The organism is Natrinema versiforme (assembly GCF_005576615.1).
GTDB lineage: Archaea > Halobacteriota > Halobacteria > Halobacteriales > Natrialbaceae > Natrinema > Natrinema versiforme_A.
This window is the reverse complement of record NZ_CP040330.1, coordinates 1353000-1375011: the sequence shown is the minus strand read 5'-3', so window position 1 is coordinate 1375011 and position 22012 is coordinate 1353000. Positions and strand designations below refer to the sequence as shown.

Here is a 22012-nt window from a genome sequence, read left to right as displayed (position 1 = left end):
CTTAGCGGTCGTCGACGCGCCACGTGAGCACGACCCCGTCGTCGAGCCGGTCGACCGCCTCGAGGTCGAGCGCCGGGAACTCGGCGACGAACCCCTCGCCGTCGGCCAGCGTCGGTGCGTCGCGGCCGCCGATGATTTTCGGGCCGACGAACACCCGGAGCTCGTCGACCAGTCCGGCCTCGAACAGCGAGAAGATGAGTTCGCCGCCGCCCTCGACCATGATCTGCTCGAGGCCGGCCTCCTGCAGCGTCGCGAACGCGCGCAGGAGGTCGACCCGGTCGTCACCGGCCGTGATCAACTCGGCGCTGTCGGCGAGTTCCATCCGGCGATCGACGGGTGCGGCCTCGCTCAGACAGACGTAGGTCGCCGCCGCGTCGTCGAGGACCGCCGCGTCGGTCGGCGTGCGCCCGCTCGAGTCGACGACGACCCGCGCGGGGTTTGCCGGCCGGCCGTCCTCGCGGCGCTGGGCCCGCAGGTCGTCGTCTTTGACGGTCAGGTGCGGATCGTCCGCGAGGACGGTGCCGACGCCGACCGCGACGGCGTCGCTCTCGGCGCGCAGCCGATCGACGCGCGCGAAGTCGTCCGCGCCGCTGATCGCGAGCTGTTCGCGCCGGCGCGAGGAGAGTTTGCCGTCTGCGCTCGCGGCGGCGTTGACGATGACGTACATATCCGTGCTGTGGCGGGGATCGTACAGAAATCCCCCGGTCTCGACACCGCGGTTCGACGCGGCGTACGCCGCGAATTCGCCGTCTCGTGACCGCTATGCGGTGCTATATAGCGTACAATACGGAACATATAAACGACTTATCCGGTTTCGGCTGAGGGTTCGAACGCATAACACGTGACGACCGCCAACTCCGCGTTCGACGACACGGTATCGTTCGACCACCGGCACATCGACCTCGAGAACCGAGACGACGTCTACGTCGTCGGTGACGTCCACGGCTGTCTGGACGAACTCGAGGCGCTGCTGGGCACGCTCGACCTCGGCGCGAACGACCTCGCCGTGTTCGTCGGCGATCTGGTCCGAAAGGGGCCGGAGAGCAAGGCCGTCCTCGACCGCGTCAGGCGGTCGCCGCGGCTGATTTCGGTCCGCGGCAACAACGAGCGAAAGCTGCTCGAGGGCGACGCCTCGCTGTCGGCGCTCGACGCGGTCGATTACCAGTACATCGAGTCGCTTCCGACGGCGATTTCGTGGGACGGCGGACTCGTCGTCCACGGTGGGGTCGATCCGAGCCGACCGCTGTCGGCGCACTCGGGCGACGACGTGCTGACGATGCGGTCGCCGGACGGCGACGGCTACGACGGCCCGTTCTGGTTCGAGACCTACGAGGGGCCGCCGCGGGTCTTTTTCGGCCACACGGTCCTCGAGGAGCCGATCGAGCGGGAGTGGGCGGTCGGACTCGATACGGGCTGTGTCTACGGCGGCGACCTCACGGCCTACGACGTTCGCCGCGACGAGTTGCGCAGCGTCTCCGGGACGGGGCACGTGGAGCGGCCGTCCGAGAAATTCGTCACGGCAGATGGCTGACCGCGACGGGGGGATTTCGGGATGAACGAACGAGATTCGGGAGCAAACGACGAGGCAGTATCGACTACGGAGGAACAGGCAACCGACGAGGCGGCGAGCGGACGCACGGAGTTCGCGTTCCGGTCGTTATTCGACGGCGGAGACGCGGAAGACGACACGGAGACCGATGCCCGCTCGCCCGCTCGAGATGGGTGGGGAGAGGACAGCGAATCGGCCGCCGAAGCCGACGGGGTCGAACTGGACCCCGATTCGATGCCGGATGGCGAGGCAACGACCGATGCCACTCCGGGGACGGATGAACTCGAGGAATCCGAGGAAATCGACGAATCCGACGAGTCCACCGACACCGTCGAGATCGAGCGCTCCGATGCGACCGACGGAGTCGACTGGGAAGCGAACCCGGATCGGAACGAGTTACCGGTCGTCAGGTCAGACGACGCGGAGACGGCCCGGGCGGATGTCGATCTCTCGGACCCGTCGTACTACCTGAACCGCGAACTCAGCGAACTCGCCTTTCAGCGCCGCGTTCTCCACGAAGTGCTGGACGCGGACAACCCGCTGTTAGAGCGCGTGAAGTTCCTCGCGATCGTCACGACGAACTTAGACGAGTTCTTCCGCAAGCGCGTCGGCGGGCTGAAACAACAGATCGCGGCCGGCGTCACCGAGGAGACGCCGGACGGCCGTACGCCCCGCGAGCAGTGGGAAGCGGCCCTCGAGGAGGCCCGGCTGCTGTTCGAACGGCAGGCCGCGTGTTACCGCGAGGAGATCCAGCCGGCGCTGGCCGACGCGGGAATCCACATCGTCGACTACGACGACCTCACGGTCGTCGAGCGCCAGCAACTGCGCGAGTACTTCGAGAGTTCCGTCCTGCCGACCCTGACCCCGCTGACGTTCGATCCGGCCCATCCGTTCCCGTTCATCTCGAATCAGAGTCTCTCGCTCGCGGTGTTGACGCGGGAACGACCCGGCGCGGAACTGACCTTCTCCCGCGTGAAGATCCCGCGCAACCAGCTCCGGTTCGTCCAGTTCGGCGACGACACCCGGTACGTCCTCTTGGAGGACATCGTCCGGGCGAACCTCGATCTGCTCTTCCCGGACGTCGAAGTCGTCGACACCGCCCTGTTTCGGGTGACGCGCAACGCCGAGGTCCGCCGCGACGAGGAGGTCGCCGAGGACCTGATCGAGATGATCGAGGAAGTCATCGAGGAACGACGCTTCGCCACCGCCGTCCGGCTCGAGATCGAGCCCGACGCGCCCGAGCGGATCCGCGAGATCCTCACGCGCGAGTTGGATCTCGACGACCGGGAGATGTTCGACCTCGAGGGCCCGCTCGACTATCGGGACTTCGCCGACCTGACCGATCTCGATCGGCCCGCGTTGAAACTTCCCGAGTGGTCGCCACAGCCCCACCCGCGGCTGGGGCGCTGCGAGGACGCGACGAACGTGTTCGACGCGATCAGCGACGACGACGTGCTCGTCCACCACCCCTATCACTCCTTCGAGGCGACCGTCCAGCGGTTCCTCGAGGCGGCGGCCAACGACCCCGACGTGCTCGCGATCAAGGCGGCGATCTACCGCACCGCGAGCGATTCACAGATCATCGAGAGCCTGATCGAAGCCGCTCGCAACGGCAAGCAGGTCGCCGTCATGGTCGAACTCAAGGCCCGCTTCGACGAGGAGAACAACCTCGAGTGGGCGAAGAAACTCGAGGAGGAAGGGATCCACGTCGCCTACGGGACGATCGGCTACAAGACCCACACGAAGACCTCGCTGGTCGTCCGCGAGGAAGCCGACGGGGTGCGGCTCTACTCGCACATCGGGACCGGCAACTACCACTCCGAGACCGCGAAGAGCTACGAGGATTTAGGACTGCTGACGGCCGACCGTGATATCGGACAGGACCTCGTCAAGCTCTTTAACTACTTCACCGGTCACTCGATGCACCGGGACTACCGGGAACTGCTTATCGCGCCCGGGAACATGCGCGATCGCTTCGTCGATCTCGTCCGCGCCGAAGCCGAGCGCGCACGCAACGGCGAAGACGCGCGCATCGTCGCCAAGATGAACCGGTTAGAGGACCCGGACATGGTCCGGGAACTCTACGAAGCGTCGATGGCCGGCGTCGATATCGATCTCATCGTCCGGGACATCTGTCGGCTCCGGCCCGGACTCGAGGGGGTCAGCGACACGATCGACGTCTACAGCGTCGTCGGTCGCTTCCTCGAGCACTCGCGGATCTTTTACTTCCGAGCGGGGGGCGACGACCGATACTACATCGGCTCGGCCGACTGGATGACCCGCAATCTCGACAATCGGGTCGAAGCGATCACGCCGATCGACGATCCGCGACTCCAACGGCGGCTCAACGGCATCCTCGAGACGCTGCTCTCGGACGATCAGAACCGGTGGGTGATGCGATCGGACGGGAGCTACGAGCGGTGCAAGCCCGCCGGGGGCGGCTCGACGACGAACGTCCACGAGACGTTCATGCGGTCCGCACTCGACGACGTGCGGACCAGCGCTCGAAAGTAGCGATCGCCGAGTTGCGAGAGCGGTCCGCGCCCCTGACTCAGTTTTTCGGTCCGGCGAGCTTTCGTCCGTCGGTTCTCAGCGGTAGCCGGCGGAACGCACGAGCCAGCCGTCGATTCCCGCCGCTGGATCTATGGATCGGTCGGCGACCACCGCGCTCCGGGCGGGGACCGGCACCGATACGGAGTGCCTATGATCAGTACGGACCGCTCAATATCACAATTAGCAGTGGCTTTGTACGTGTCCTCGGTCGGTTCGCATACGCGACTGCTCCCGACCCATGACCGGATCCACCAACGATTACGACGATCAGTCATCCCGAAAGCGACTGGCCGCGGCCACGCAGTACTCCGACGAAACGATCGACCTCGAGTCGATCGTCGTCCGATACGAGAACCGACCCGACCGGTGTACGATCACGCCGCGTGAGTGTCCCGAGGCGGAGCGGATGACGACCTGGCTGTCGGCGAACACCGACGTCGTCGTCGACCTCGCTGACACGCGGTAATCCGGTCCGGTGCCGTCTCGGATCGAGTCCCAGTGACCGGTCGTCGGTTCGCCGTTCTCGAGTGCAACGGTTCGGACTCGACTGGTTCGATAGTCGATCTCCGTCTCTCCGGATCCACTATATATCTCTATATACGTCAACCGTTATCGATTGAGGTGTACTGACCAATGGGTACCGAAAATGCCTCTAAGAAGCCGATTTGCGGGGGTAAATCGGCAGTCTATATGGCTCTATAGACTAGTGGATTTATATTGTTCCAGTCGGAACCCGTTCGTATGGAGACGCGAAAGGTTCAGGTGACGGGAGGGTCGACCTTCACCGTCTCGTTGCCGAAGACCTGGGCGACGGACAACGATGTCAGCAGCGGAACCACAGTCGAATTCTACCCCGAAGGGGACGAACTCCTCCTGACGCCCGAACAGGAGACGCGCCGCGAGGAAGGGACCATCGATGTCTCGGGACTCGAGGGCGAAGAACTGATGCGAGCCGTGATGACGATGTACGTCAGCGGGTTCGACGTAATCTCACTCGAGGCGGGCCGGATCACGACCGAGCAGCGCAGCGCGATCCGCGACGCGACCCAGCGACTCGTCGGCGTCGAAGTCCTCGAGGAGACGGGCGATAGCGTGGTCATTCAGGACCTGCTCGACTCCTCCGAGTTGTCGATCGTCAACGCCGTCACGCGCATGCGCCTGATCGCTCAATCGATGCTCGAAGACGCGGTGACCGCACTGATCGAGAACGACGACGACATCGCGTACGACGTGATCGATCGCGACGACGACGTCGACCGCCTCTGGCTGGTCGTCTCGCGGATCTTCCGCGCGACGCTGCGATCGCCCCGCGCAGTCGAGGAACTCGGCGTCTCCCGCGAGGACTGTTTCGACTTCCACTCGAGTGCTCGCCAACTCGAGCGGATCGCCGACCACGCCGTCAAGATCAGCGACATCGCGCTCAAGCTCGACGACCTCCCCGCCGACGTGGCCGACGCGATCCACGGCCTTCACGCCGAAGCCGCGACCGTCTTCGAGCAGTCGATGGACGCGCTGTTCGCCGAGGAAGCCGACGAAGCGAATCGGCTCGGCCACGACGCGCTCGCGGCCGTCGTCGACATCGACGAACACACCCGCCAGATCGACGACATGCTCCGCGATCTCGAGCCCGCACAGGCCCAGTCGCTGGGGCTGATCGTCGACTCGCTGTCCAGAAGCGCCGACTACGGCGGCAACATCGCCGAAACGGCGTTACAGAAGGCGGCACCGCGGCCCTGACCCGCGCTCGGAAATCACGCGGACCCGCGGACTCGTTTTCCGTCGTATCAGTCTCCGAAGGTATCCGTGGTGGCTTTACCCACCGCCGAACCGAGAGACGACAGTATGGAGTACACGCGTCTCGGCGCGACGGGGCTGGAAGTCTCCCGACTCTGTCTCGGCTGCATGAACTTCGGAACCGACCAGCCGTGGATGGTCCACGACCGCGAGCAGGCCCGCGCGGTGATCGACCGCGCCCTCGAACTCGGAATCAACGTCTTCGACACCGCGAACGTCTACTCACAGGGCGAGAGCGAGGACATCGTGGGCGCGGCCCTCGCCGATTCCGACCGCGATCGATCGGAACTCGTCGTCGCGACGAAGGTGTACGGCCGGATGCACAAGGGACCGAACGGGGAGGGTCTCTCCCGCAAACACGTCCTCGAGCAGGCCGACGCGAGCCTCGAGCGGCTGGGAACCGACTACATCGACCTCTACCAGATCCACCGCTGGGACGACGAGACGCCGATCGAGGAGACGCTCTCGGCGCTCGATTCCCTCGTCGACGCGGGCGACGTGCGCTACGTCGGCGCGAGCACGATGCCGGCGTGGAAGTTCATGAAGGCGCTCTCTGCGGCCGACGTCGACAATCACGAGCGCTTCGTCTCGATGCAGTGCGAGTACAACCTCGTCGATCGCCACGAGGAGGCGAACGTCTTGCCGCTGTGTGCCGATCAGGATATCGGCGTCCTCCCGTGGTCGCCGCTGGCCGGCGGCTTCCTGACGGACAAATACGAGCGAGACGCGGACCCTGATTCGGGCCGGGCCGCGACAGACGAGTTCATGCGGAAACGCTTCACCGACGAGAACTGGGCGGCCCTCGAGCACGTCCGCGACATCGCCGATTCCCGCGACGCGACGCCGGCACAGGTCGCGCTCGCGTGGTTGCTCCACAAGGATCTCGTCGACGCACCCATCGTCGGCCCGCGGACGATCGACCACCTCGAGGACGCCGTCGGCGCGCTCGAGATCGAACTCAGCAGCGAGGAGATCGAGCGAGTCGAAGCACCGATTACACCGGTCTGGAACCCCGACATCGGGGACATCTGAGCGAGGCCAGAGAACCGTCGGCTGAAAGACGAGCCGCTACCGGACGGTACGCTCGCGAGTTACGGCGAATCGAAAACGGGGGCGACGCTACTCGAGGAGAACGGCGTTGACCTGACCGGTCTGTCCGGGACGGGAGGTGACGCGGGCCTGCCCTTCGCTCGTCTCGATGACGGCACCCTTCGTGATGATGTTCCGGCGGATGTAGTTCGGGTTGGCGTCGTTCTCGACGACGTCTTCGATCTCCGCGGAGACCGTCTCGCCGCCCTTGTTGACGCTCGCGACGTCCGTCGAGAGTGCTCGCGTCTTCGTGACGTTCCCGCGAGCGTCGACGGTTCGGAATCGCTGGTCGCCGACTTCCGTCTCGGTCGGGAGCCGACCGAGTTCGTCCTTGCGGCGCTTCCGAACGTTCTTCAGTCGACCACCGGTTCGCTTGCGCGTAGAGCGTCCCTGATCTTGCATACCCGGTAAAAATCCGGGCGTATACTTGAATGCACTGCTACGAAATTTTACTCTGCGGTCTGCTGCGCTGGTGGCTTCGCCACACAGCGCAGCGTCCCTCGGTAAAATTTCGATTAAAAACACTCCTCCTTCCTCTCCGCTCGTTTCACTCGCGTCGAGTCAGTCGTCGGCCCGCTCACTCAGCCTTCGGCTTCGCTCGCGGTAGCGATCGGTGAGACCGCACCGGTAAACCGTTCAGTTGCGTGAGGGCTAATCACTCGTCCGGAACCAAACAGTAGGCGTGGCCGCGCTCCTCGAGCACCGTTTCCTCCTCCTCGTCGTAATAGTTCGAGAAGACCCCCCGTTCGGCGTAGTAGATGCGGCCGTCTCGCGGGATCGCACCGCTGGTCACGTGGCCGCGGTTTTCGACCCGCCAGCGCCGCTCGCCGGTCTCTCTATCGAGGGCGTACAGGTGGGTGTCGTAGGTGCCGACGAGGATCGTGTCCGCAGTGGCTGTTATCGAGCCGATGACGCGGCCACCGACGTTCGTCGACCACAGTTCGTCGCCGGTGTCGGTGTCGAGCGCGTACACGCGGCGGTCGTCGCTTCCGACGTAGACGACTCCGTCGTCGGGATCGATCGCCGGATTCGACATCACGATGTTGTCCGTTTGGAACGACCACTCCTCGCTCCCGTCCTCGAGATCGAGGCGGTAGAACCGGCCGTCCCACGAGCCGACGAAGGCCGCGCCGTCGTAGACCGGGATCGTCCCTTTGATCTGTGCGCCGAGGTTGAACCGGCCGCCCGCCATCGATTTGCCGTCGGGACCGCCCTCGCCGCCGGCCTGAAACGACCACGCGAACTCGAGGGAGGGAAACTCCCAGCAATAGACGACGCCGTCGTTCGAGCCGGTGACGAGTCGGCCGGCCCGGCAGTCGATCGCTGGTGAGGGATGGGGCATCCCCCAGATGCGGTCGTCGCTCCACGTGGGGGTCCCGGTCGCGGCGTCGATCTCCCAGAGCGTGCCGCTGGCGGGATCGCTGTGCTCGGTGAGCAGGTACAGGTTGCCGTCGATGTAGGCGGGACTCGAGCCGATCGCGATCGCGTTGCCGAACTCGCGGGCCGACGTTCGCCAGATCACGTCGCCGGAGGCGATATCGATGGCGTAGCAGTCGCCGTCGTACCCGCCGATGTAGGCGGTGCCGTCGACGATCGCCGGCGTCCCGTGAAAGCCGAGGCTTCTGGACGCGCCAGTATCGATGCGCCAGCGGCGTTCGCCCGTCGGCGTAACGGCGTCGATTCGGCCGGTGTCGCTCGCGATAAGGATAGTGTCGCCGTCCGGCGTCGGCCGGGGCGTCGACTTGGCCGCGGTGTGGCCGATCCCGTTGGTCGGGAACGACCAGTCGACGCGAACCGCGTCCGGAACGGTCTCCTCGGGGTAGTAGCCGTACCGGCGCAGGCCGCGTCGAAACATCGAGATGTCGTCGTCCGCCGGGAGCGGGACGTAACCGTCCGCGTCGGCGGCCGAACCGACCGACGAACAGTCCGGTGGCGAGCGGTACCGTCGTCCGGTACAACCGGCGAGCCCGATCGTCCCGGCAGTCCCTGCTGTACAGAGGAGTCGCCGCCTCGAGAGCCGCGTGTCGCCAGTGTCAGGGCCCTGTCGCTCCGCGACGGCCGTTGCCGAGGGTCGATCGGCGTCGGCGTTGGCGTCTCGGCGGTCGGGACTCGAGTCGGCGTCCCGGCGGTCGGCGGCGTCCTCGCTCACGCGTTACTCCTGTTGGGCGTCGACGACCGCCACGCCCGCCAGATTCACGATGTCCTTGACCTCGTCGCCCCGCTGGAGGACGTGGACCGGCTTGTCCATGCCGACCAGCATCGGGCCGATGGCGTCGGCCCCGCCGAGTCGCTGGAGCAGCTTGTAGCCGATATTCCCCGACTCGAGGTTCGGGAAGACCAGCACGTTCGCGGGCTCGTCGAGTTCGGAGAAGCCGTAGGTGCCCTCGAGGATGTCCTCGACGACGGCGGTGTCGGCCTGCATCTCGCCGTCGACCGTGAAGTCGACTTCGGGGTCGTCCTGTAACATTGCGGCCGCCTTGCGCGGCTTTCGGGTTCCCTCGTTGTCGACGCTGCCGAAGTTGGAGTACGAGAGCAGGGCCGCCCGCGGCTCGATGTTGAACCGTCGCGCCAGCTTGCCGGTCTGTTTGGTGACCTCGGCGAGGACCTCCTCGTCGGGGTCCTGATTGACCGTCGCGTCGGCGATGAAGATCACGCGGTTCTTGAACGTGAGCATGTAGACGCCGGCGGCGTAGTCGACGTCGTCGTCGGTGCCGACGACCTGCAGCGGCGGTCGGAGTGCCGAGGGGTAGTGATGGGAGAGGCCGGTCAGCAAGGCGTCGGCGTCGCCCTGTTCGACCATCACGCTCCCGAAGTAGTTCGTATCGCGTTCGATGAGTTCGCCGGCCTCGCTGCGCGTGATGCCCTTGCGGGCGCGGAGTTCGTGGAGCCGGTCGGCGTACTCCTCGTAGTCACCGACGGACGGATCGGCGACGGTCGGGTCGAAGTCCAGCCCGAGGTTCGCGGCCGTCCCCTTGATCTCGTCCTCGTCGCCGATCAGGACCGGCAGGGCGATCCCCTGCTCCTGGATCTGGTAGGCCGCGCGGATCATCTTCTCGTTTTCGCCCTCCGCGAGCGCGACCGTCTTGGGGTCGCTCTTGGCCTTGTTGAGGACGACGCGCATCATTTCGCGGGACTTTCCGAGGCGGGCCTCGAGTTGTTCCTCGTACTCCTCGAGGTCGATTTCGGTGCGAGCGGCACCGGACTCCATCGCGGCCTCGGCGATCGAGGGCGCGACGCGGAAGAGCACGCGGGGATCGACCGGCTTCGGGATGATGTAGTCGGGGCCGTACTGAATCGGCTCGTCGCCGTAGGCCTTGACGACCGCGTCGGGCACGTCCTGTCGGGCGAGTTCGGCCAGCGCCTCGGCGCAGGCGACCTTCATCTCCTCGTTGATCTCGGTCGCGCGCACGTCGAGCGCCCCGCGGAAGATGAAGGGGAAGCCGAGGACGTTGTTGACCTGATTCGGGTAGTCCGAGCGGCCGGTGGCCATGATGACGGTGTCGTCGCGGGCCGCCTTGGCCTCCTCGTAGCCGATCTCGGGATCGGGGTTGGCCATCGCGAAGACGATCGGATCCTCGGCCATGGACTGGATCATCTCCTGGGAGACGATGCCGCCGATCGAGAGGCCGACGAAGACGTCCGCGCCTTCCATCGCGTCCGCGAGGCCGCCTTCGGGGAGGTCTCGAGCGAACTGCTGTTTGTACTCGTTGACGTCGCCCTCGGCCGCGCGCTCCTCGGTGATGATCCCCGAGGAGTCACACATCGTGATGTTTTCCTTCTGTACGCCGAGTGACTCGTAGAAGCGGGCCGACGCGATCGCGCTCGCCCCGGCACCGGAGAAGACGACCTCGAGTTCCTCGAGGCTCTTTCCGGCGATGTCGGCGGCGTTGAGCAGCGCCGCACCCGAGATGATCGCGGTGCCGTGCTGGTCGTCGTGGAAGACGGGAATGTCGATCTCCTCGCGCAGGCGCTCCTCGATGGTGAAACAGCCCGGCGCCTTGATGTCCTCCAAGTTGACGCCGCCGAAGGTCGGCTCCATCATCTTGATGGCCTCGACGATCTTGTCGGGGTCGGCCTCGTCGAGTTCAACGTCGAAGACGTCGATGTCGGCGAAGCGCTTGAACAGCACGCCTTTGCCTTCCATGACGGGCTTGGAGGCCTGTGCGCCGATGTCGCCGAGTCCGAGCACGGCCGAGCCGTTCGAGACGACGCCGACGAGGTTGCCCTTCGCCGTGTAGCTGTAGGCGTCGGTCTCGTCCTCGTCGATCTCGAGACACGGCGCGGCGACGCCGGGCGAGTACGCGAGCGAGAGGTCCCGCTGCGTGTTCGTCGGTTTCGTGGTCGAGATCTCGATCTTTCCGGGTGGATCGGTGCGGTGGTACTCCAGTGCGTCCTCGTCTAGTCCCATACCGGGTGACACTGCAGGGGACTACTAAAAACAATGCGAAGGGGAGTTTCGACAATCGTCGAACCTCCGCGGTCGGAACGTGCTCCGAGACGCCCCCGCGAGAGAATACGGCGTTTCGACCGTTTTATACGCACCGCGGCAGTGAAGTGGGGTATGGACGTCGCGCTTGGTGGGACCTTCGACCCCGTTCATGACGGCCACCGGCGGCTGTTCGAACGGGCGTTCGAACTCGGGGACGTGACCGTCGGGTTGACCAGCGACGAACTCGCGCCGAAGACACGAGACGTTGACCGACGCGTCCGCTCCTACGACGAACGGAGCGCCGACCTCGAGACCGAACTCGAGTCGATCGCGGCCGATTACGACCGCGAATTCGAGGTCCGCATGCTCGAGTCGCCGACGGGAATCGCGACCGAACCCCAGTACGACTACCTCGTCGTCTCCCCCGAGACCCGCGAGGGCGGCGAGCGGATCAACGAGATCCGACGCGAGCGCGGCCACGACCCGCTCGAGGTCGTCGTCGTCCCACACGTGCTCGCCGACGACGGCGACATCATCTCGAGCACCCGGATCGTCAAGGGCGAGATCGACGAACACGGAAATATCGTCACCGACGACTGACGCGGCCGCCGACCGATACGAGTCGAGCCTACCGATCGACCGTGGGCTGGTCAGTTGGCGCGGCGAAGAGCGCGATACTGCTCGAACGACGATTCTGATGGCAATTTCCGATAGAAACACCCCGGTGCGTTCGTTCTCGTATCGTATACTTATGCGAACCCAGTCCGCCACTGTGCGGGTAACAGTCCCTGTACGAGCGTCTTACCACCGCGGCGGCTCGAGTCCGGCCGACTCGAGGAGGTCCTTCCAGCGCGATTGGATCGAGAGCCGAGAGACGTCTGCGGCCTCGGCGACCGCCCCCTGCGTGCGGCCGTCACCGGCGACGAGCGAGCCGGCATAGAGGCTGGCGGCCAACACCGCTTGTTTCGAGCGATCGGCCGCAGGAACGTCGGCGAGGAAGAGATCGACCGCACACGACCGCGCTTCCGATGAGAGCTCCAGTCGGTCGGCGACGGTCTCGAGTTCCTCGAGCCACGGTTCGTACTCGACGCGATCCCGGGCGCTGTGCATACGAACGGCTACCGGAGCGGCCGGCATAAACGTACGGACCGCGGCCTCGGCGACGCCGGTCGCCCAGCGTGAGGCTGCGTCGTCCACCAATGGTTCACTACGGACGGCAACGTTCAGATACGAATACCTCGGAAATACGGCCGTTCTCGGTCGATTTCACTAGGAGACAACTACTAAACCAGCCGTCAGCCGAAGGTGAGGATAGCACCCGTCGCGGCGGCGGTCCGACCTCTATGAAAGAGCCAACCTGCAAACTCGTCTGTACCGGCTGCGGGCTCGAGATGCCCTACCGGGAGCGGTCGCTGGCCGAACAGGCCGCGGAGCTACACCAACTTCGGGACCCAGAACACGTGACGTTTATCGTCCCGCCGGATTGGTCACCGGAGGAGCCGGTCAAACACAGCTAACTCGGACCGACAGGTACTTACTCGATTCGCGAAAATCGGGAGACGAGCGCGGGTAGCCAAGCTAGGCCAACGGCGCAGCGCTTAGGACGCTGTCCCGTAGGGGTCCGCCGGTTCGAATCCGGTCCCGCGCATTGCTGTCGCGAGCAAACTCGCGAGCAACAGCACTCGCCGACCGGTTCGAATTCGGTAGTCACAGCACTCGAGCAGCCCCAAGTGCCCCGTCTTCATCCAATCTGAATTCGGATCTGACACTGACCGCATCCTCGAGCGACCGCAAAAATAGACAGACAAGGTACAGAGCCGGGAACGGGTTCACGGGCGACTCGAGCCGCGTGCTGTGACCGACTCAGCCGATGGTCACTGACACTAATTACGCCCGGTAGAACCGGATATTATCGGCAGACACGTGTCAGACACTCCATAACGCTTATTCGCGCAGGCCCGGGTTGTATCATCAATGGCCGGGTTAGACGACGTGTTTGGGGAACTCTTTGCGAGTGTCGATGCAGTTGTGCTCTTTTCGCCAAGCGGATCGTACTACGAACGGTTCGCGGATGTCGAGGATCTCGACGTGGTCGTCGTCGGCACCGAAAACGCCGTCGGCGCGGAGACGTTCGTCGAACTCCCCCTCGAGTTCGAGGAGATAACCGATCGGATTCGGTTCGGTCTCGAGGGCGCACTCGAGCAGGGCGTGATCGAGGACGGCGACGACCTCGCCTGTGCGACGAGCGTCTTCAGCGACAGTATCGATACGGTCTCTCGGGTCCGGGCGGATGCGGAGACCCAGACGGGGATCTACGACCTGTTCGTCAAATCCCGCGCGGACCCGGAGGTGGTCAAGGCGGTCCTCGAGTTGGCGATCGAACTGGGACAGAAGGGCCAGAAGGGGAAGCCGGTCGGCGCGCTGTTCGTCGTCGGCGACGCGGGGAAGGTGATGAACAAGTCCCGCCCGCTCTCGTACAACCCCTTCGAGAAGTCCCACGTCCACGTCGGCGATCCGATCGTCAACGTCATGCTAAAGGAGTTCTCGCGGCTCGACGGCGCCTTTATCATCTCCGATGCGGGGAAGATCGTCTCGGCCTATCGCTACCTCGAGCCGTCGGCGGAGGGGGTCGACATGCCGAAGGGACTCGGCGCGCGACACATGGCCGGCGGTGCGATCACCCGGGATACGAACGCCATTTCGATCGTGCTCTCCGAGAGCGACGGGCTCGTCCGGGCGTTCAAGGCCGGTGAACTTATTTTGGAGGTCGATCCGGAGGCGTACTGATATGGTAGCGTGGCAGCCGTTGTTCAACGAGCCGGCCGTGATAGCGGCGGCGGTACTGGCGCTCGGGTTCGTCGTCGGCTACCTCGTCGGGCGGCTCAACGAGGAACTGCTCTCGGCCTCGGGAGTGCCCGAGGCCGTCGAGGGGACGCCGTTCGAGCGGACGGCCCAGTCGATCGGCACCTCGACGGTTGAGATTGTCGCGCGCCTGAGTTCGTGGTTCATCTACGGGATCGCGGTCCTGACCGCGATCCACATCGCCCAGTTGCTCGATACGGACGCCTTCTGGCTCCGCGTCACGGAGTTCATCCCGCAGCTGTTCATCGCCGTTCTCGTGCTCATTCTGGGATTCATCGTCGCGGACAAGTCGGAGCTGATCGTCAGCGAGTACCTGCGCGGCGTCAAGCTCCCCGAGGTGTCGGTCATCCCGAAACTGGTGAAGTACTCGGTGCTGTACGTCACCTTCATCATCGCGCTCGGGCAGGTCGGCGTCCACGTGCTGGCCCTGCTGATCCTGCTGACGGTCTACGCCGTCGGCATCGTCATCGTCGGCACCGTCGCGTTCAAGGACTTCCTCGTCTCGAGTGCGGCTGGGATCTATCTGTTGCTCAACCAGCCCTACGGAATCGGCGACGAGATCCGGATCGGCGATCAGACGGGCATCGTCCAGGAGGTCGACCTGTTCGTCACCAAGATCGAGGACGACTCCGAGGAGTACATCGTCCCGAACCGGAAGGTCTTCGAGAACGGGATCGTCCGGATGCGGGACTGACGGGACGCGTCAATTGACGGGACACAGTGATTCTGTAGATTCCTCGAGCGGGAAGACAGCTATCGCTACTCGAGCGAGAGTCCGGCGTGCCAGCGGTCGACGCCGGCCTCGCGTTTGACTGCGTCCATTTTCGCCAAAAGCCGCGTCGCGAGCGACGCCGTCTCCGCGGCGCGAGATTCGCCTTCGGTCCTGAACTCACCGGTTTCGCGGTTGGCGTAGACGGTACAGACCGCACCGGCACGGAGTCCGTACAGGTTCGCGAGCGTCAGAACGGCGCTTGCTTCCATTTCGATGTTTTTGACGTTCGCTTCTCTGAGTTCGTCGAGCATGTCGTCCGCGCCGGCGGCTTCGAAGCCCTCGAACCCGGGACGGCCCTGCCCGGCGTAGAACGAGTCCGCGCTCATCGTGATGCCAGTGTGGTAGTCGTAACCGAGCCGTTCGGCGGCGGCGACCAGCGCGGAGACGACCTCGTGATCGGCGGCGGCGGGGTAGTCCGGTCGGACGTACTCGTCGCTGGTTCCCTCTTGGCGGACTGCCCCCGTGGTGATCACCAGATCACCGACAGCCATCTCGGGCTGGATCGCCCCGCAGGAGCCAACCCGAACGAAGGTGTCGACGCCGACTCGAGCCAGTTCCTCGACGGCGATCGCGGCGGAGGGGCTGCCGATTCCGGTCGACGTGACCGAGATCGGCGTTTCCTCGTACGTGCCCGTCGCCGTCCGGTACTCGCGGTGGTGAGCCCGGATCTCGTGGTCGTCCCAGAATGCGACGATCTTCTCGAGGCGCTCGGGATTGCCGGGGAGGAGCACGGTGTCGGCTACGTCCTCGGGACCGACCTCGAGGTGGTACTGGACATCGGCGTTCGGGTCTTCGCTGTCGCGAGCCATTGAGTACCGGCGGTTCGATCCGACGGTGTATATAAATGCGGGGCACACGTGGCTCCTGATATGGAACGCGGGACGCTCGCGGACACCTACGTCGCGGCGATCCAGCACGATCTCGTCGAGTTGCCGGCGGACGCGACGCGCGTCGGCGTCGTCCGCCAGCCGACCTCGTGGTTTCACTCGGCCGTCGACGAGAACCGGCCCGAACTCGGCCCGCCGGCCGACCTGCTCGAGGAGATGCGCGACGCCGAAGAGGAGATGAAGATGCAGGGACTCTGCGAGGAGGGCGCACACAATGCCGCGTGGGATCGGGTCGGATTCGAGGACGCGTACCGGGCGTATCTCGAGGACTCGAGCGAGGCGCGGGACGCGATCGCGACGCTTGCCGATCGGCTGGCCGCCGGCGAATCGCTGGCACTGGTCTGTTTCGAGAACACCGAGAAAAAGCGGTGTCACCGGACGATTCTCAGGGAGTACCTCGAGGAGACGACATCGTAGCGTGAGCGCGGTCGTGGGGCCCTGCGGAATACGAATCGGTCCGGAACCGCCGCCCCGTTACGGAAGTGCGAGGAAAAAGCCCCGCCCATTAGGACGGGGAGGATGTCACTCGAGCGTTTCCTGCGTGATCGTGTTCGGCAACAGTTCGCCGAGCGTGTACTCGGTCGGGGCGCCGTCATCTCCTTCATCACAGAGCACGACGAGGTCGTCGTCGCAGAACTCCGCGAGGGTCTGGCGACACATCCCGCAGGGCGTGACGGCGTCCCGGCGGCCGGAGCTGACCGCGAGCTGCGAGAACTCGCGGTGGCCGTTCTTGACCGCCTCGGCGACCGCGACCTCCTCGGCGTGGAGGCTGTTGCTGAAGTTCGCATTCTCGAGGTTACAGCCGACGAAGACCTCGCCGTCGTCGGTCTCGAGGGCGGCACCGACCGGGTACTCGGAATAGGGAACGTGAGCTCGTCCCTGAACGTCACGAGCGGCGTCGATGAGATCGTGTGCAGTCACGACGGGTGATAGCTCGAGCGGGTGTAAGAAGGCATCGACCGGTGCGGTTTCGACGGCCGCCGTGGCCGGCGGCGGTCAGTCCTCGCCGGACTCGTAGTGGTCGCCGGCGGCATCCGGTAGGCGGGTGCGGCCGACGAGCACGAGGACGACGATGACCGTCATGTGCGGGATCGTCCGAATGAGTTCCGTCGGAACGGAGTAGCCCGCCGTCTGAAGCATGTCCTGCATCGAATTGAGCCCCGCGAAGAGGAACGACCCGACGAGGGCACCGATCGGGTGGTAGTTCGCGAGCAGGTAGGTCGCGATCGCGATGAACCCGCGGCCGTTGATCGCGGTGTCGCCGGCACCGGTGAACGTGCCGAGCGTCCCGAGGGCGAAGCCCGCGCCGCCGAGTCCGGCGAAGACGCCCGAGAGGAGTACCGCGGCGTAGCGGACCCTGTGGACGTCGATACCGGCCGTATCCAGCGCCTTGGGATTCTCGCCGCTCGCGACCACCCACCGCCCGAAGTTCGTGCGGGAGAGGAGATACCAGCCCGCGACGGCAGCGACGAGCATGATGTACACCTGCGGTTCGGTGTCGAACAGCAGGTAGCCGACGAGCGGAATCTCCGACAGCACCGGGAGGGTCACCTTCCCGAACCGAGTGATACTCGCGGTGTTCGGGCTCCCGAAGAGGATCTGCGAGGCGAACGGCGCCAGCCCGAGCGAGATAAGCCAGACCGCCAGCCCGGCGATGATCTGGTCCGCCTCGAACTCGAGACAGACGATCGCGAAGACGAGTGCGAAGAGGACGCTGACGAGGACGCCGGCCAGCAGTCCCCACCACAGATTCGTCAGGCCGAACGTCGTGCCCGCGTCGCCGAGCCAGTCGACGACGATGATCGAGGAGAACGCCGAGACGATCAGCAGGCCCTCGATGCCGATGTTGATGACGCCGCTCTTCTCGGCGAAGATACCGCCGATCGCCGCGAGGGCGATCGGAACGGCGAGTTGGAGCGTCGACGTCTGCCAGCTCGCCGGCGTCAGCCAGAGACCGAGCAGTAAGACGGCGACGGCACCGAAAGCCGTCGCGAGCGGCCGCCGAGCGAGGAGTTCGCGTGTTCGGTCCAGCGGGTTACGCATCGCCATCACCCCCATCGTCGGCCGCCGAGTCACCGCCGTCGGGCCTGACCGGCTCCGTCGTTCCGAAATCGACGTATCGTCGGCCGATCAGCCGGAAGAACTCCGGCATCGCGACGAAGAGGATGATGAGCCCGGTCAGGACGCCGACCAGTTCCTTGGGAACGCTCGTGGCGGTACCGATCGATTGCGAGCCGCTCTCGAAGATGCCGAACAGAAACGCCGCCGCGCCGACGCCGATCGGGCTGTTGCCGGCCAGCACCGAGACGGCAATGCCGTCGAAGCCGAGCGACGGCACGTTCTCGAGCCACTGGCCGTGGACCATCAGTACCCAGAAGGCACCGCCGATCCCGCCGAGCGCACCCGAGAGGGTCATGCTGGCGACGGTCATCCGCTTCTCGTCGACGCCGCCGTAGGCGGCCGCGCTCGGCTGCTCGCCGCTCGTCCAGAGCTCGTAGCCGAACGACGTCCGAGTGAGCAGCCACGCAATACCGATCATGAGCGCGACGGCGAACGCGAGTGCGAGCAGCGAGAAGTTTACCTCCTCGAACCCGATCTGGGGGATGCTCGGTATCTCGGCGTACTGAGGGATCGGTCTCGTCTCCGGATTGCTACTATCGGGGTCCTGAAACTGCCAGGAGAGCAGCGTCGACGTGATGCCGGCAGCGATAATATTGAGCATGATCGTCGTAATGACTTCGTTGGCGTCAGCGTAGGCCTTGAGCACGCCCGGAATCGCGCCGTAGAGCCCGCCGCCGACCGCGCCCGCGAGGACGCCGAGCGGGATGAGGACGACGGTCCCGACGAATCCGCCGGGAACGACCGACGCCGCGTAGACGACGGTCACGGCCGTCGCGAGGCCACCGACGACCAACTGTCCCTGCGTCCCGATATTGAGCAACCCGGCGCGGAACGCGACTGCGACCGACAGCCCCGCGAAGATCAGCAGCGTCGTCCACTGGAGCGTCGTCGCGAGGCGGTAATTAGTCAGCGACCAGCCGCCCTCGAGCGGGTGGCCTAGCGCCCCGAAGAACAGTTCGTAGTAAACCTGCATCGGGTTGTAACAGAACGTCGTCCCGCCCAGCTGGAGGCCGGTCCGACAGGAGGCGAACGCTCCGGAGACGAAGACGAGGATACCGCCGATGAGGACGGCGGCCAACAGCGCCGCGACGCTGATGACGATCCGGTCGAGGACCGACAGTCGAGCGAGGCGCTCGAGGACCGACTCGAATCGGTCCCTCACTGTGACTCACCCGGGTCGGAACCGCCGTTGAACTCCTCGTCCGGCCGTTGGCCGGCCATGCGGAGCCCGAGGTCCTCTTCGGTGACGTCGTCGGGGTCGGTGACGTCGATGAACTCTCCCTCGTAGATGACCGCCAACCGGTCCGACAGCGACCGGACCTCGTCGAGATTCGAAGAGACGAGGAGGACCGCGACCCCCTCCCGGCGAAGCTCGAGCAGGCGGTCGTGGATGAACTCGGTCGACCCGATGTCGACGCCGCGGGTCGGATGGGTCGCGACGACGAGCGAGGGGTCGCGTTCGAACTCGCGGCCGACGATGAACTTCTGCTGGTTGCCACCGGAGAACGAATGCGCCTCCGCGTCGGCGTCCGGCGGTCGGACGTCGTAGGTCTCGATGATGTCTTCGGTGTGGTCGCGGACGCCGTCCCAGTCGATGCGGCCGCCGGCGGCGAACTGCGGCGATCGCTGGCTCCCGAGGAGGCCGTTTTCGACGAGGTTGAACGGCATCACGAGCCCGCGTTCCTGACGATCCTCCGGGATGTAGGCCATCCCGTTCCCGATTCGCTGGCGGCGGGACCACGCCGTGATGTCCGTCCCCTCGTAGGTGATCGTCCCCTCGTCGGGGGTCCTGAGGCCGGTAATCGCTTCGACCAGTTCGGCCTGTCCGTTGCCGTCGACGCCGGCGATACCGAGGATTTCGCCCGCGTGCACGTCGAGGTCGATCCCGGAGACCGCCTCGACGCCGCGGGCGTCCTCGACGGTAACGTCTCGCGTCGAGAGGACGGCATCACCCGTCTCGACCGGCTCCGACTCCGCCTCGAGGATGACTTCACGGCCCACCATGCGCTCGGCCAGGTCTTCCCGATTCGTCCGCCCGGGGTCGACCGTTCCGACGGACTTCCCGTCCCGGAGGACGGTGATCGCGTCGGCGGCGTGGGTCGCCTCCTCGAGTTTGTGCGTGATGAAGATGATCGTCTTCCCCTGGGCGGTAAGTTCCTCGAGGACGTCGTAGAGGGCTTCGACCTCTTGGGGTGTGAGAACGGCGGTCGGCTCATCGAGAATGAGGACGTCCGCACCGCGAAACAGCGCCTTGAGGATCTCGACGCGTTGCTGGACGCCGACGCTTACGTCTTCGACGGCGGCGTCCGGATCGACCTCGAAGCCGTATCGGTCACAGAGGTCGCGAATCTCGCGGCGGATGCGGTCGCGATCGATCGCCATCCCGAACCACTTCGTGGGTTCGTTCCCTAAGGCGATGTTCTCGGCGATCGTCATGGGATCGACCAGCATGAAGTGCTGGTGGATCATCCCGATGCCGGCGTCGATGGCCTCCCGGGGCGAGTCGAACGTCCGCTCCTCGCCGTCGACGACAACCCGTCCCTCCTCGGGCTCGTAGAGTCCGTAGAGGACGTTCATCAGCGTCGTCTTGCCGGCCCCGTTCTCGCCGAGCAGGGCGTGGACGGTTCCCCGTTCGACGCGGAGATCAACGTCGTCGTTCGCCACGACACCTGGGAATCGCTTGGTGATGCCGTCGAGGTGGACGGCGAGATCGCTCCCCGTCTCCGAGAGACCGGCAGCCCCCCGCCCCACCGCTTCGGTCGATTCCGTCCCGTCAGTCGTTTCCACTTCCGACTCGGTCATACGGTTACAGGTCGCTTGGGACGTCGATCTCGCCGTCGATGATTGCTTGTCGGGACTCCTTGAGCTGGTCTTTGATCTCCTGTGGGATCTCGTCGCCGAGTTGGTCACCGTAGACGGCGCCGACGCCGTCCTCCTCGAGGCCGAGGGTTTCGGACTCGCCGCCCTCGAAGTTGCCGTCGACGACGGATTGGATGGCGTTGTAAACGGCGTTGTCGACGCGCTTGACCATGCTCGCGAGGATAACGTCGGCGAATTTATCGTTGGAGAGCGACTGGTCGTCGTCAACGCCGAGCGCGAACCGCTCCTCGTCTTGGGCCGCCTGGAAGACGCCGATACCGGTTCGGCCGGCCGCGTGGAAGATGATATCCGCGTCGTTGTTCTGGTACATCGATCGGGCGGTCGACTGTCCCTGGCCCGTGTCGTTGAAGTCGCCGACGTACGAGGTGACGACCTCGGCGTCGTCGTTCGCGTACTCGACGCCGGCCCGGAAGCCGGCCTCGAACGACTGGATCAGCGGCGTTTCGGTGCCGCCGACGAAGCCGACGGTGCTGGCGTCGGGGTTCGTCTCGCCGGTACCGGCGGCGAACTCGCGATCGGTTAGCAGGCCGGCCAAGTGACCGACTTGGAACGAGCCCTCGGGCTCGCCGAAGGTGTAGCTCCGAACGTTGTCTTCCTCGACGACCTCGTCGACGATGATGAAGTTCTGGTCCGGATAGTCGGGGGCGTTCTCCCCGAGTGCGCCTGCCTGAGCGTAGCCGATACAGTTGATCAGATCGTAGTCGCCGGACTCGGCGAAGTCCCGCTGTGCGCTCTCGAACTGCCCTTCGTTGTCCGGCTCCGTTTTCTGGAACGAGAGGTCGAAGTCCTCGCGCGCCTCCTTGACTCCCTGCTGTGCCATGTCGTTGAACGAGTCGTCGCCGGTGCCGCCGGTCGCGTACACCATCCCGACCTGATACTCCGTGTCGCCGCCGTCGCCGAACCCACCGACGCAGCCGGCGATACCGGCGAGTCCGACTGCACTCGCACCTTCGAGAAACTGTCGTCGATTCTGTACCATGTGCCGGGATAGCGCAGGGACGTGGTATATACCCGTCGAAACTTCGGAATCTGACTGGTCGGGTGTCAACTATTCGCCTGCTATTCGTTCCATCGTT

21 protein-coding genes and 1 tRNA gene are annotated in these 22012 nt (G+C 65.2%); 11 read left to right on the top strand and 11 right to left on the bottom strand.

Going from position 1 to position 22012, the window contains the following annotated elements; all coding sequences use genetic code 11:
* Position 1: 1 nt before the first annotated feature.
* Positions 2–667, bottom strand: a complete 666-nt coding sequence (locus FEJ81_RS06730; RefSeq protein WP_138244559.1) for a 2,5-diamino-6-(ribosylamino)-4(3H)-pyrimidinone 5'-phosphate reductase — start codon at positions 665–667, stop codon at positions 2–4.
* A gap of 174 nt (positions 668–841) precedes the next feature.
* Between FEJ81_RS06730 and FEJ81_RS06725 the strand changes: the two genes are divergently transcribed.
* The 5 genes from FEJ81_RS06725 (at position 842) to FEJ81_RS06705 (ending at position 6928) form a co-directional block, all read left to right on the top strand.
* Positions 842–1531, top strand: coding sequence for a metallophosphoesterase family protein (locus FEJ81_RS06725; protein WP_138244558.1), 690 nt, complete (start codon positions 842–844; stop codon positions 1529–1531).
* Positions 1532–1552: 21 nt separating this feature from the next.
* Positions 1553–4063, top strand: a complete 2511-nt coding sequence (gene ppk1 / locus FEJ81_RS06720) for a polyphosphate kinase 1 (RefSeq protein WP_138244557.1) — start codon at positions 1553–1555, stop codon at positions 4061–4063.
* Between the two features lie 277 nt (positions 4064–4340).
* Positions 4341–4568 carry a DUF7511 domain-containing protein gene (locus tag FEJ81_RS06715; protein WP_138244556.1) on the top strand — a complete coding sequence of 76 codons (228 nt, stop codon included), beginning with the start codon at positions 4341–4343 and terminating at the stop codon, positions 4566–4568.
* 275 nt (positions 4569–4843) lie between these two features.
* A complete protein-coding gene (locus tag FEJ81_RS06710; RefSeq protein ID WP_138244555.1) occupies positions 4844–5839 on the top strand; it encodes a phosphate uptake regulator PhoU in 996 nt (331 codons plus the stop codon).
* A 105-nt stretch (positions 5840–5944) separates the two neighbouring features.
* On the top strand, positions 5945–6928 hold the full coding sequence (locus FEJ81_RS06705) for an aldo/keto reductase (RefSeq protein ID WP_138244554.1): 984 nt from the start codon (positions 5945–5947) through the stop codon (positions 6926–6928).
* 87 nt (positions 6929–7015) lie between these two features.
* On the opposite strand, the gene FEJ81_RS06700 is transcribed toward FEJ81_RS06705, so the two are convergent.
* The 3 genes from FEJ81_RS06700 to FEJ81_RS06690 form a co-directional block, all read right to left on the bottom strand.
* Positions 7016–7387, bottom strand: a complete 372-nt coding sequence (locus FEJ81_RS06700; RefSeq protein WP_138244553.1) for a 30S ribosomal protein S8e — start codon at positions 7385–7387, stop codon at positions 7016–7018.
* Positions 7388–7640: 253 nt separating this feature from the next.
* Positions 7641–9134 carry an outer membrane protein assembly factor BamB family protein gene (locus FEJ81_RS06695; RefSeq protein WP_138244552.1) on the bottom strand — a complete coding sequence of 498 codons (1494 nt, stop codon included), beginning with the start codon at positions 9132–9134 and terminating at the stop codon, positions 7641–7643.
* Positions 9135–9137: 3 nt separating this feature from the next.
* On the bottom strand, positions 9138–11393 hold the full coding sequence (locus tag FEJ81_RS06690) for an NADP-dependent malic enzyme (protein ID WP_138244551.1): 2256 nt from the start codon (positions 11391–11393) through the stop codon (positions 9138–9140).
* A 153-nt stretch (positions 11394–11546) separates the two neighbouring features.
* On the opposite strand from FEJ81_RS06690, the gene FEJ81_RS06685 reads away from it, so the two are divergent.
* Positions 11547–12014, top strand: coding sequence for a phosphopantetheine adenylyltransferase (locus FEJ81_RS06685; protein ID WP_138244550.1), 468 nt, complete (start codon positions 11547–11549; stop codon positions 12012–12014).
* A gap of 201 nt (positions 12015–12215) precedes the next feature.
* Here the strand turns inward: FEJ81_RS06685 and FEJ81_RS06680 are convergent, their stop codons facing one another.
* The gene (locus FEJ81_RS06680) at positions 12216–12524 is read right to left on the bottom strand and encodes a transcription initiation factor IIB family protein (protein ID WP_138244549.1); all 309 of its coding nucleotides are present in this window, start codon (positions 12522–12524) and stop codon (positions 12216–12218) included.
* A gap of 233 nt (positions 12525–12757) precedes the next feature.
* On the opposite strand from FEJ81_RS06680, the gene FEJ81_RS23090 reads away from it, so the two are divergent.
* From FEJ81_RS23090 to FEJ81_RS06665, 4 genes are all read left to right on the top strand, one after another.
* On the top strand, positions 12758–12931 hold the full coding sequence (locus FEJ81_RS23090) for a hypothetical protein (RefSeq protein WP_006431372.1): 174 nt from the start codon (positions 12758–12760) through the stop codon (positions 12929–12931).
* A gap of 46 nt (positions 12932–12977) precedes the next feature.
* Positions 12978–13062: transfer RNA gene (locus FEJ81_RS06675), tRNA-Leu, on the top strand.
* Between the two features lie 326 nt (positions 13063–13388).
* Positions 13389–14201: a diadenylate cyclase DacZ gene (gene dacZ, locus FEJ81_RS06670; protein WP_138244548.1), complete on the top strand. Its 813-nt coding sequence runs from the start codon at positions 13389–13391 to the stop codon at positions 14199–14201.
* A 1-nt stretch (position 14202) separates the two neighbouring features.
* Positions 14203–14970: a mechanosensitive ion channel family protein gene (locus FEJ81_RS06665; RefSeq protein ID WP_006431370.1), complete on the top strand. Its 768-nt coding sequence runs from the start codon at positions 14203–14205 to the stop codon at positions 14968–14970.
* Positions 14971–15035: 65 nt separating this feature from the next.
* On the opposite strand, the gene FEJ81_RS06660 is transcribed toward FEJ81_RS06665, so the two are convergent.
* Entirely contained in the window at positions 15036–15857 is an 822-nt protein-coding gene (locus FEJ81_RS06660; protein WP_138244547.1) for a nucleoside phosphorylase, read from the bottom strand.
* A 60-nt stretch (positions 15858–15917) separates the two neighbouring features.
* Here FEJ81_RS06660 and FEJ81_RS06655 point away from each other — a divergent pair, with 60 nt between their 5' ends.
* Positions 15918–16352, top strand: coding sequence for a DUF488 domain-containing protein (locus FEJ81_RS06655; RefSeq protein WP_138244546.1), 435 nt, complete (start codon positions 15918–15920; stop codon positions 16350–16352).
* Positions 16353–16457: 105 nt separating this feature from the next.
* On the opposite strand, the gene cdd is transcribed toward FEJ81_RS06655, so the two are convergent.
* The 5 genes from cdd to FEJ81_RS06630 form a co-directional block, all read right to left on the bottom strand.
* The gene (cdd, locus tag FEJ81_RS06650; protein WP_138244545.1) at positions 16458–16856 is read right to left on the bottom strand and encodes a cytidine deaminase; all 399 of its coding nucleotides are present in this window, start codon (positions 16854–16856) and stop codon (positions 16458–16460) included.
* A gap of 75 nt (positions 16857–16931) precedes the next feature.
* Entirely contained in the window at positions 16932–17978 is a 1047-nt protein-coding gene (locus tag FEJ81_RS06645) for an ABC transporter permease (protein WP_138246728.1), read from the bottom strand.
* Positions 17971–19218, bottom strand: a complete 1248-nt coding sequence (locus tag FEJ81_RS06640; RefSeq protein ID WP_138244544.1) for an ABC transporter permease — start codon at positions 19216–19218, stop codon at positions 17971–17973. The genes FEJ81_RS06645 and FEJ81_RS06640 overlap by 8 nt, the downstream gene beginning before the upstream one ends.
* Positions 19215–20858: an ABC transporter ATP-binding protein gene (locus tag FEJ81_RS06635; protein WP_138244543.1), complete on the bottom strand. Its 1644-nt coding sequence runs from the start codon at positions 20856–20858 to the stop codon at positions 19215–19217. The genes FEJ81_RS06640 and FEJ81_RS06635 overlap by 4 nt, the downstream gene beginning before the upstream one ends.
* Positions 20859–20862: 4 nt before the next feature.
* Entirely contained in the window at positions 20863–21915 is a 1053-nt protein-coding gene (locus FEJ81_RS06630; RefSeq protein WP_138244542.1) for a BMP family lipoprotein, read from the bottom strand.
* Between the last annotated feature and the right edge of the window lie 97 nt (positions 21916–22012).

What these genes read in the sequence shown, in the direction of transcription:
- FEJ81_RS06730 (WP_138244559.1), bottom strand. Translation starts at nt 667, where the DNA reads ATGTACGTCATCGTCAACGCCGCCGCGAGCGCAGACGGCAAACTCTCC.
- ppk1 (WP_138244557.1), top strand. Translation starts at nt 1,553, where the DNA reads ATGAACGAACGAGATTCGGGAGCAAACGACGAGGCAGTATCGACTACG.
- FEJ81_RS06715 (WP_138244556.1), top strand. Translation starts at nt 4,341, where the DNA reads ATGACCGGATCCACCAACGATTACGACGATCAGTCATCCCGAAAGCGA.
- FEJ81_RS06710 (WP_138244555.1), top strand. Translation starts at nt 4,844, where the DNA reads ATGGAGACGCGAAAGGTTCAGGTGACGGGAGGGTCGACCTTCACCGTC.
- FEJ81_RS06705 (WP_138244554.1), top strand. Translation starts at nt 5,945, where the DNA reads ATGGAGTACACGCGTCTCGGCGCGACGGGGCTGGAAGTCTCCCGACTC.
- FEJ81_RS06700 (WP_138244553.1), bottom strand. Translation starts at nt 7,387, where the DNA reads ATGCAAGATCAGGGACGCTCTACGCGCAAGCGAACCGGTGGTCGACTG.
- FEJ81_RS06690 (WP_138244551.1), bottom strand. Translation starts at nt 11,393, where the DNA reads ATGGGACTAGACGAGGACGCACTGGAGTACCACCGCACCGATCCACCC.
- FEJ81_RS06685 (WP_138244550.1), top strand. Translation starts at nt 11,547, where the DNA reads ATGGACGTCGCGCTTGGTGGGACCTTCGACCCCGTTCATGACGGCCAC.
- FEJ81_RS06680 (WP_138244549.1), bottom strand. Translation starts at nt 12,524, where the DNA reads ATGCACAGCGCCCGGGATCGCGTCGAGTACGAACCGTGGCTCGAGGAA.
- FEJ81_RS23090 (WP_006431372.1), top strand. Translation starts at nt 12,758, where the DNA reads ATGAAAGAGCCAACCTGCAAACTCGTCTGTACCGGCTGCGGGCTCGAG.
- dacZ (WP_138244548.1), top strand. Translation starts at nt 13,389, where the DNA reads ATGGCCGGGTTAGACGACGTGTTTGGGGAACTCTTTGCGAGTGTCGAT.
- FEJ81_RS06665 (WP_006431370.1), top strand. Translation starts at nt 14,203, where the DNA reads ATGGTAGCGTGGCAGCCGTTGTTCAACGAGCCGGCCGTGATAGCGGCG.
- FEJ81_RS06660 (WP_138244547.1), bottom strand. Translation starts at nt 15,857, where the DNA reads ATGGCTCGCGACAGCGAAGACCCGAACGCCGATGTCCAGTACCACCTC.
- FEJ81_RS06655 (WP_138244546.1), top strand. Translation starts at nt 15,918, where the DNA reads ATGGAACGCGGGACGCTCGCGGACACCTACGTCGCGGCGATCCAGCAC.
- FEJ81_RS06645 (WP_138246728.1), bottom strand. Translation starts at nt 17,978, where the DNA reads ATGCGTAACCCGCTGGACCGAACACGCGAACTCCTCGCTCGGCGGCCG.
- FEJ81_RS06635 (WP_138244543.1), bottom strand. Translation starts at nt 20,858, where the DNA reads ATGACCGAGTCGGAAGTGGAAACGACTGACGGGACGGAATCGACCGAA.
- FEJ81_RS06630 (WP_138244542.1), bottom strand. Translation starts at nt 21,915, where the DNA reads ATGGTACAGAATCGACGACAGTTTCTCGAAGGTGCGAGTGCAGTCGGA.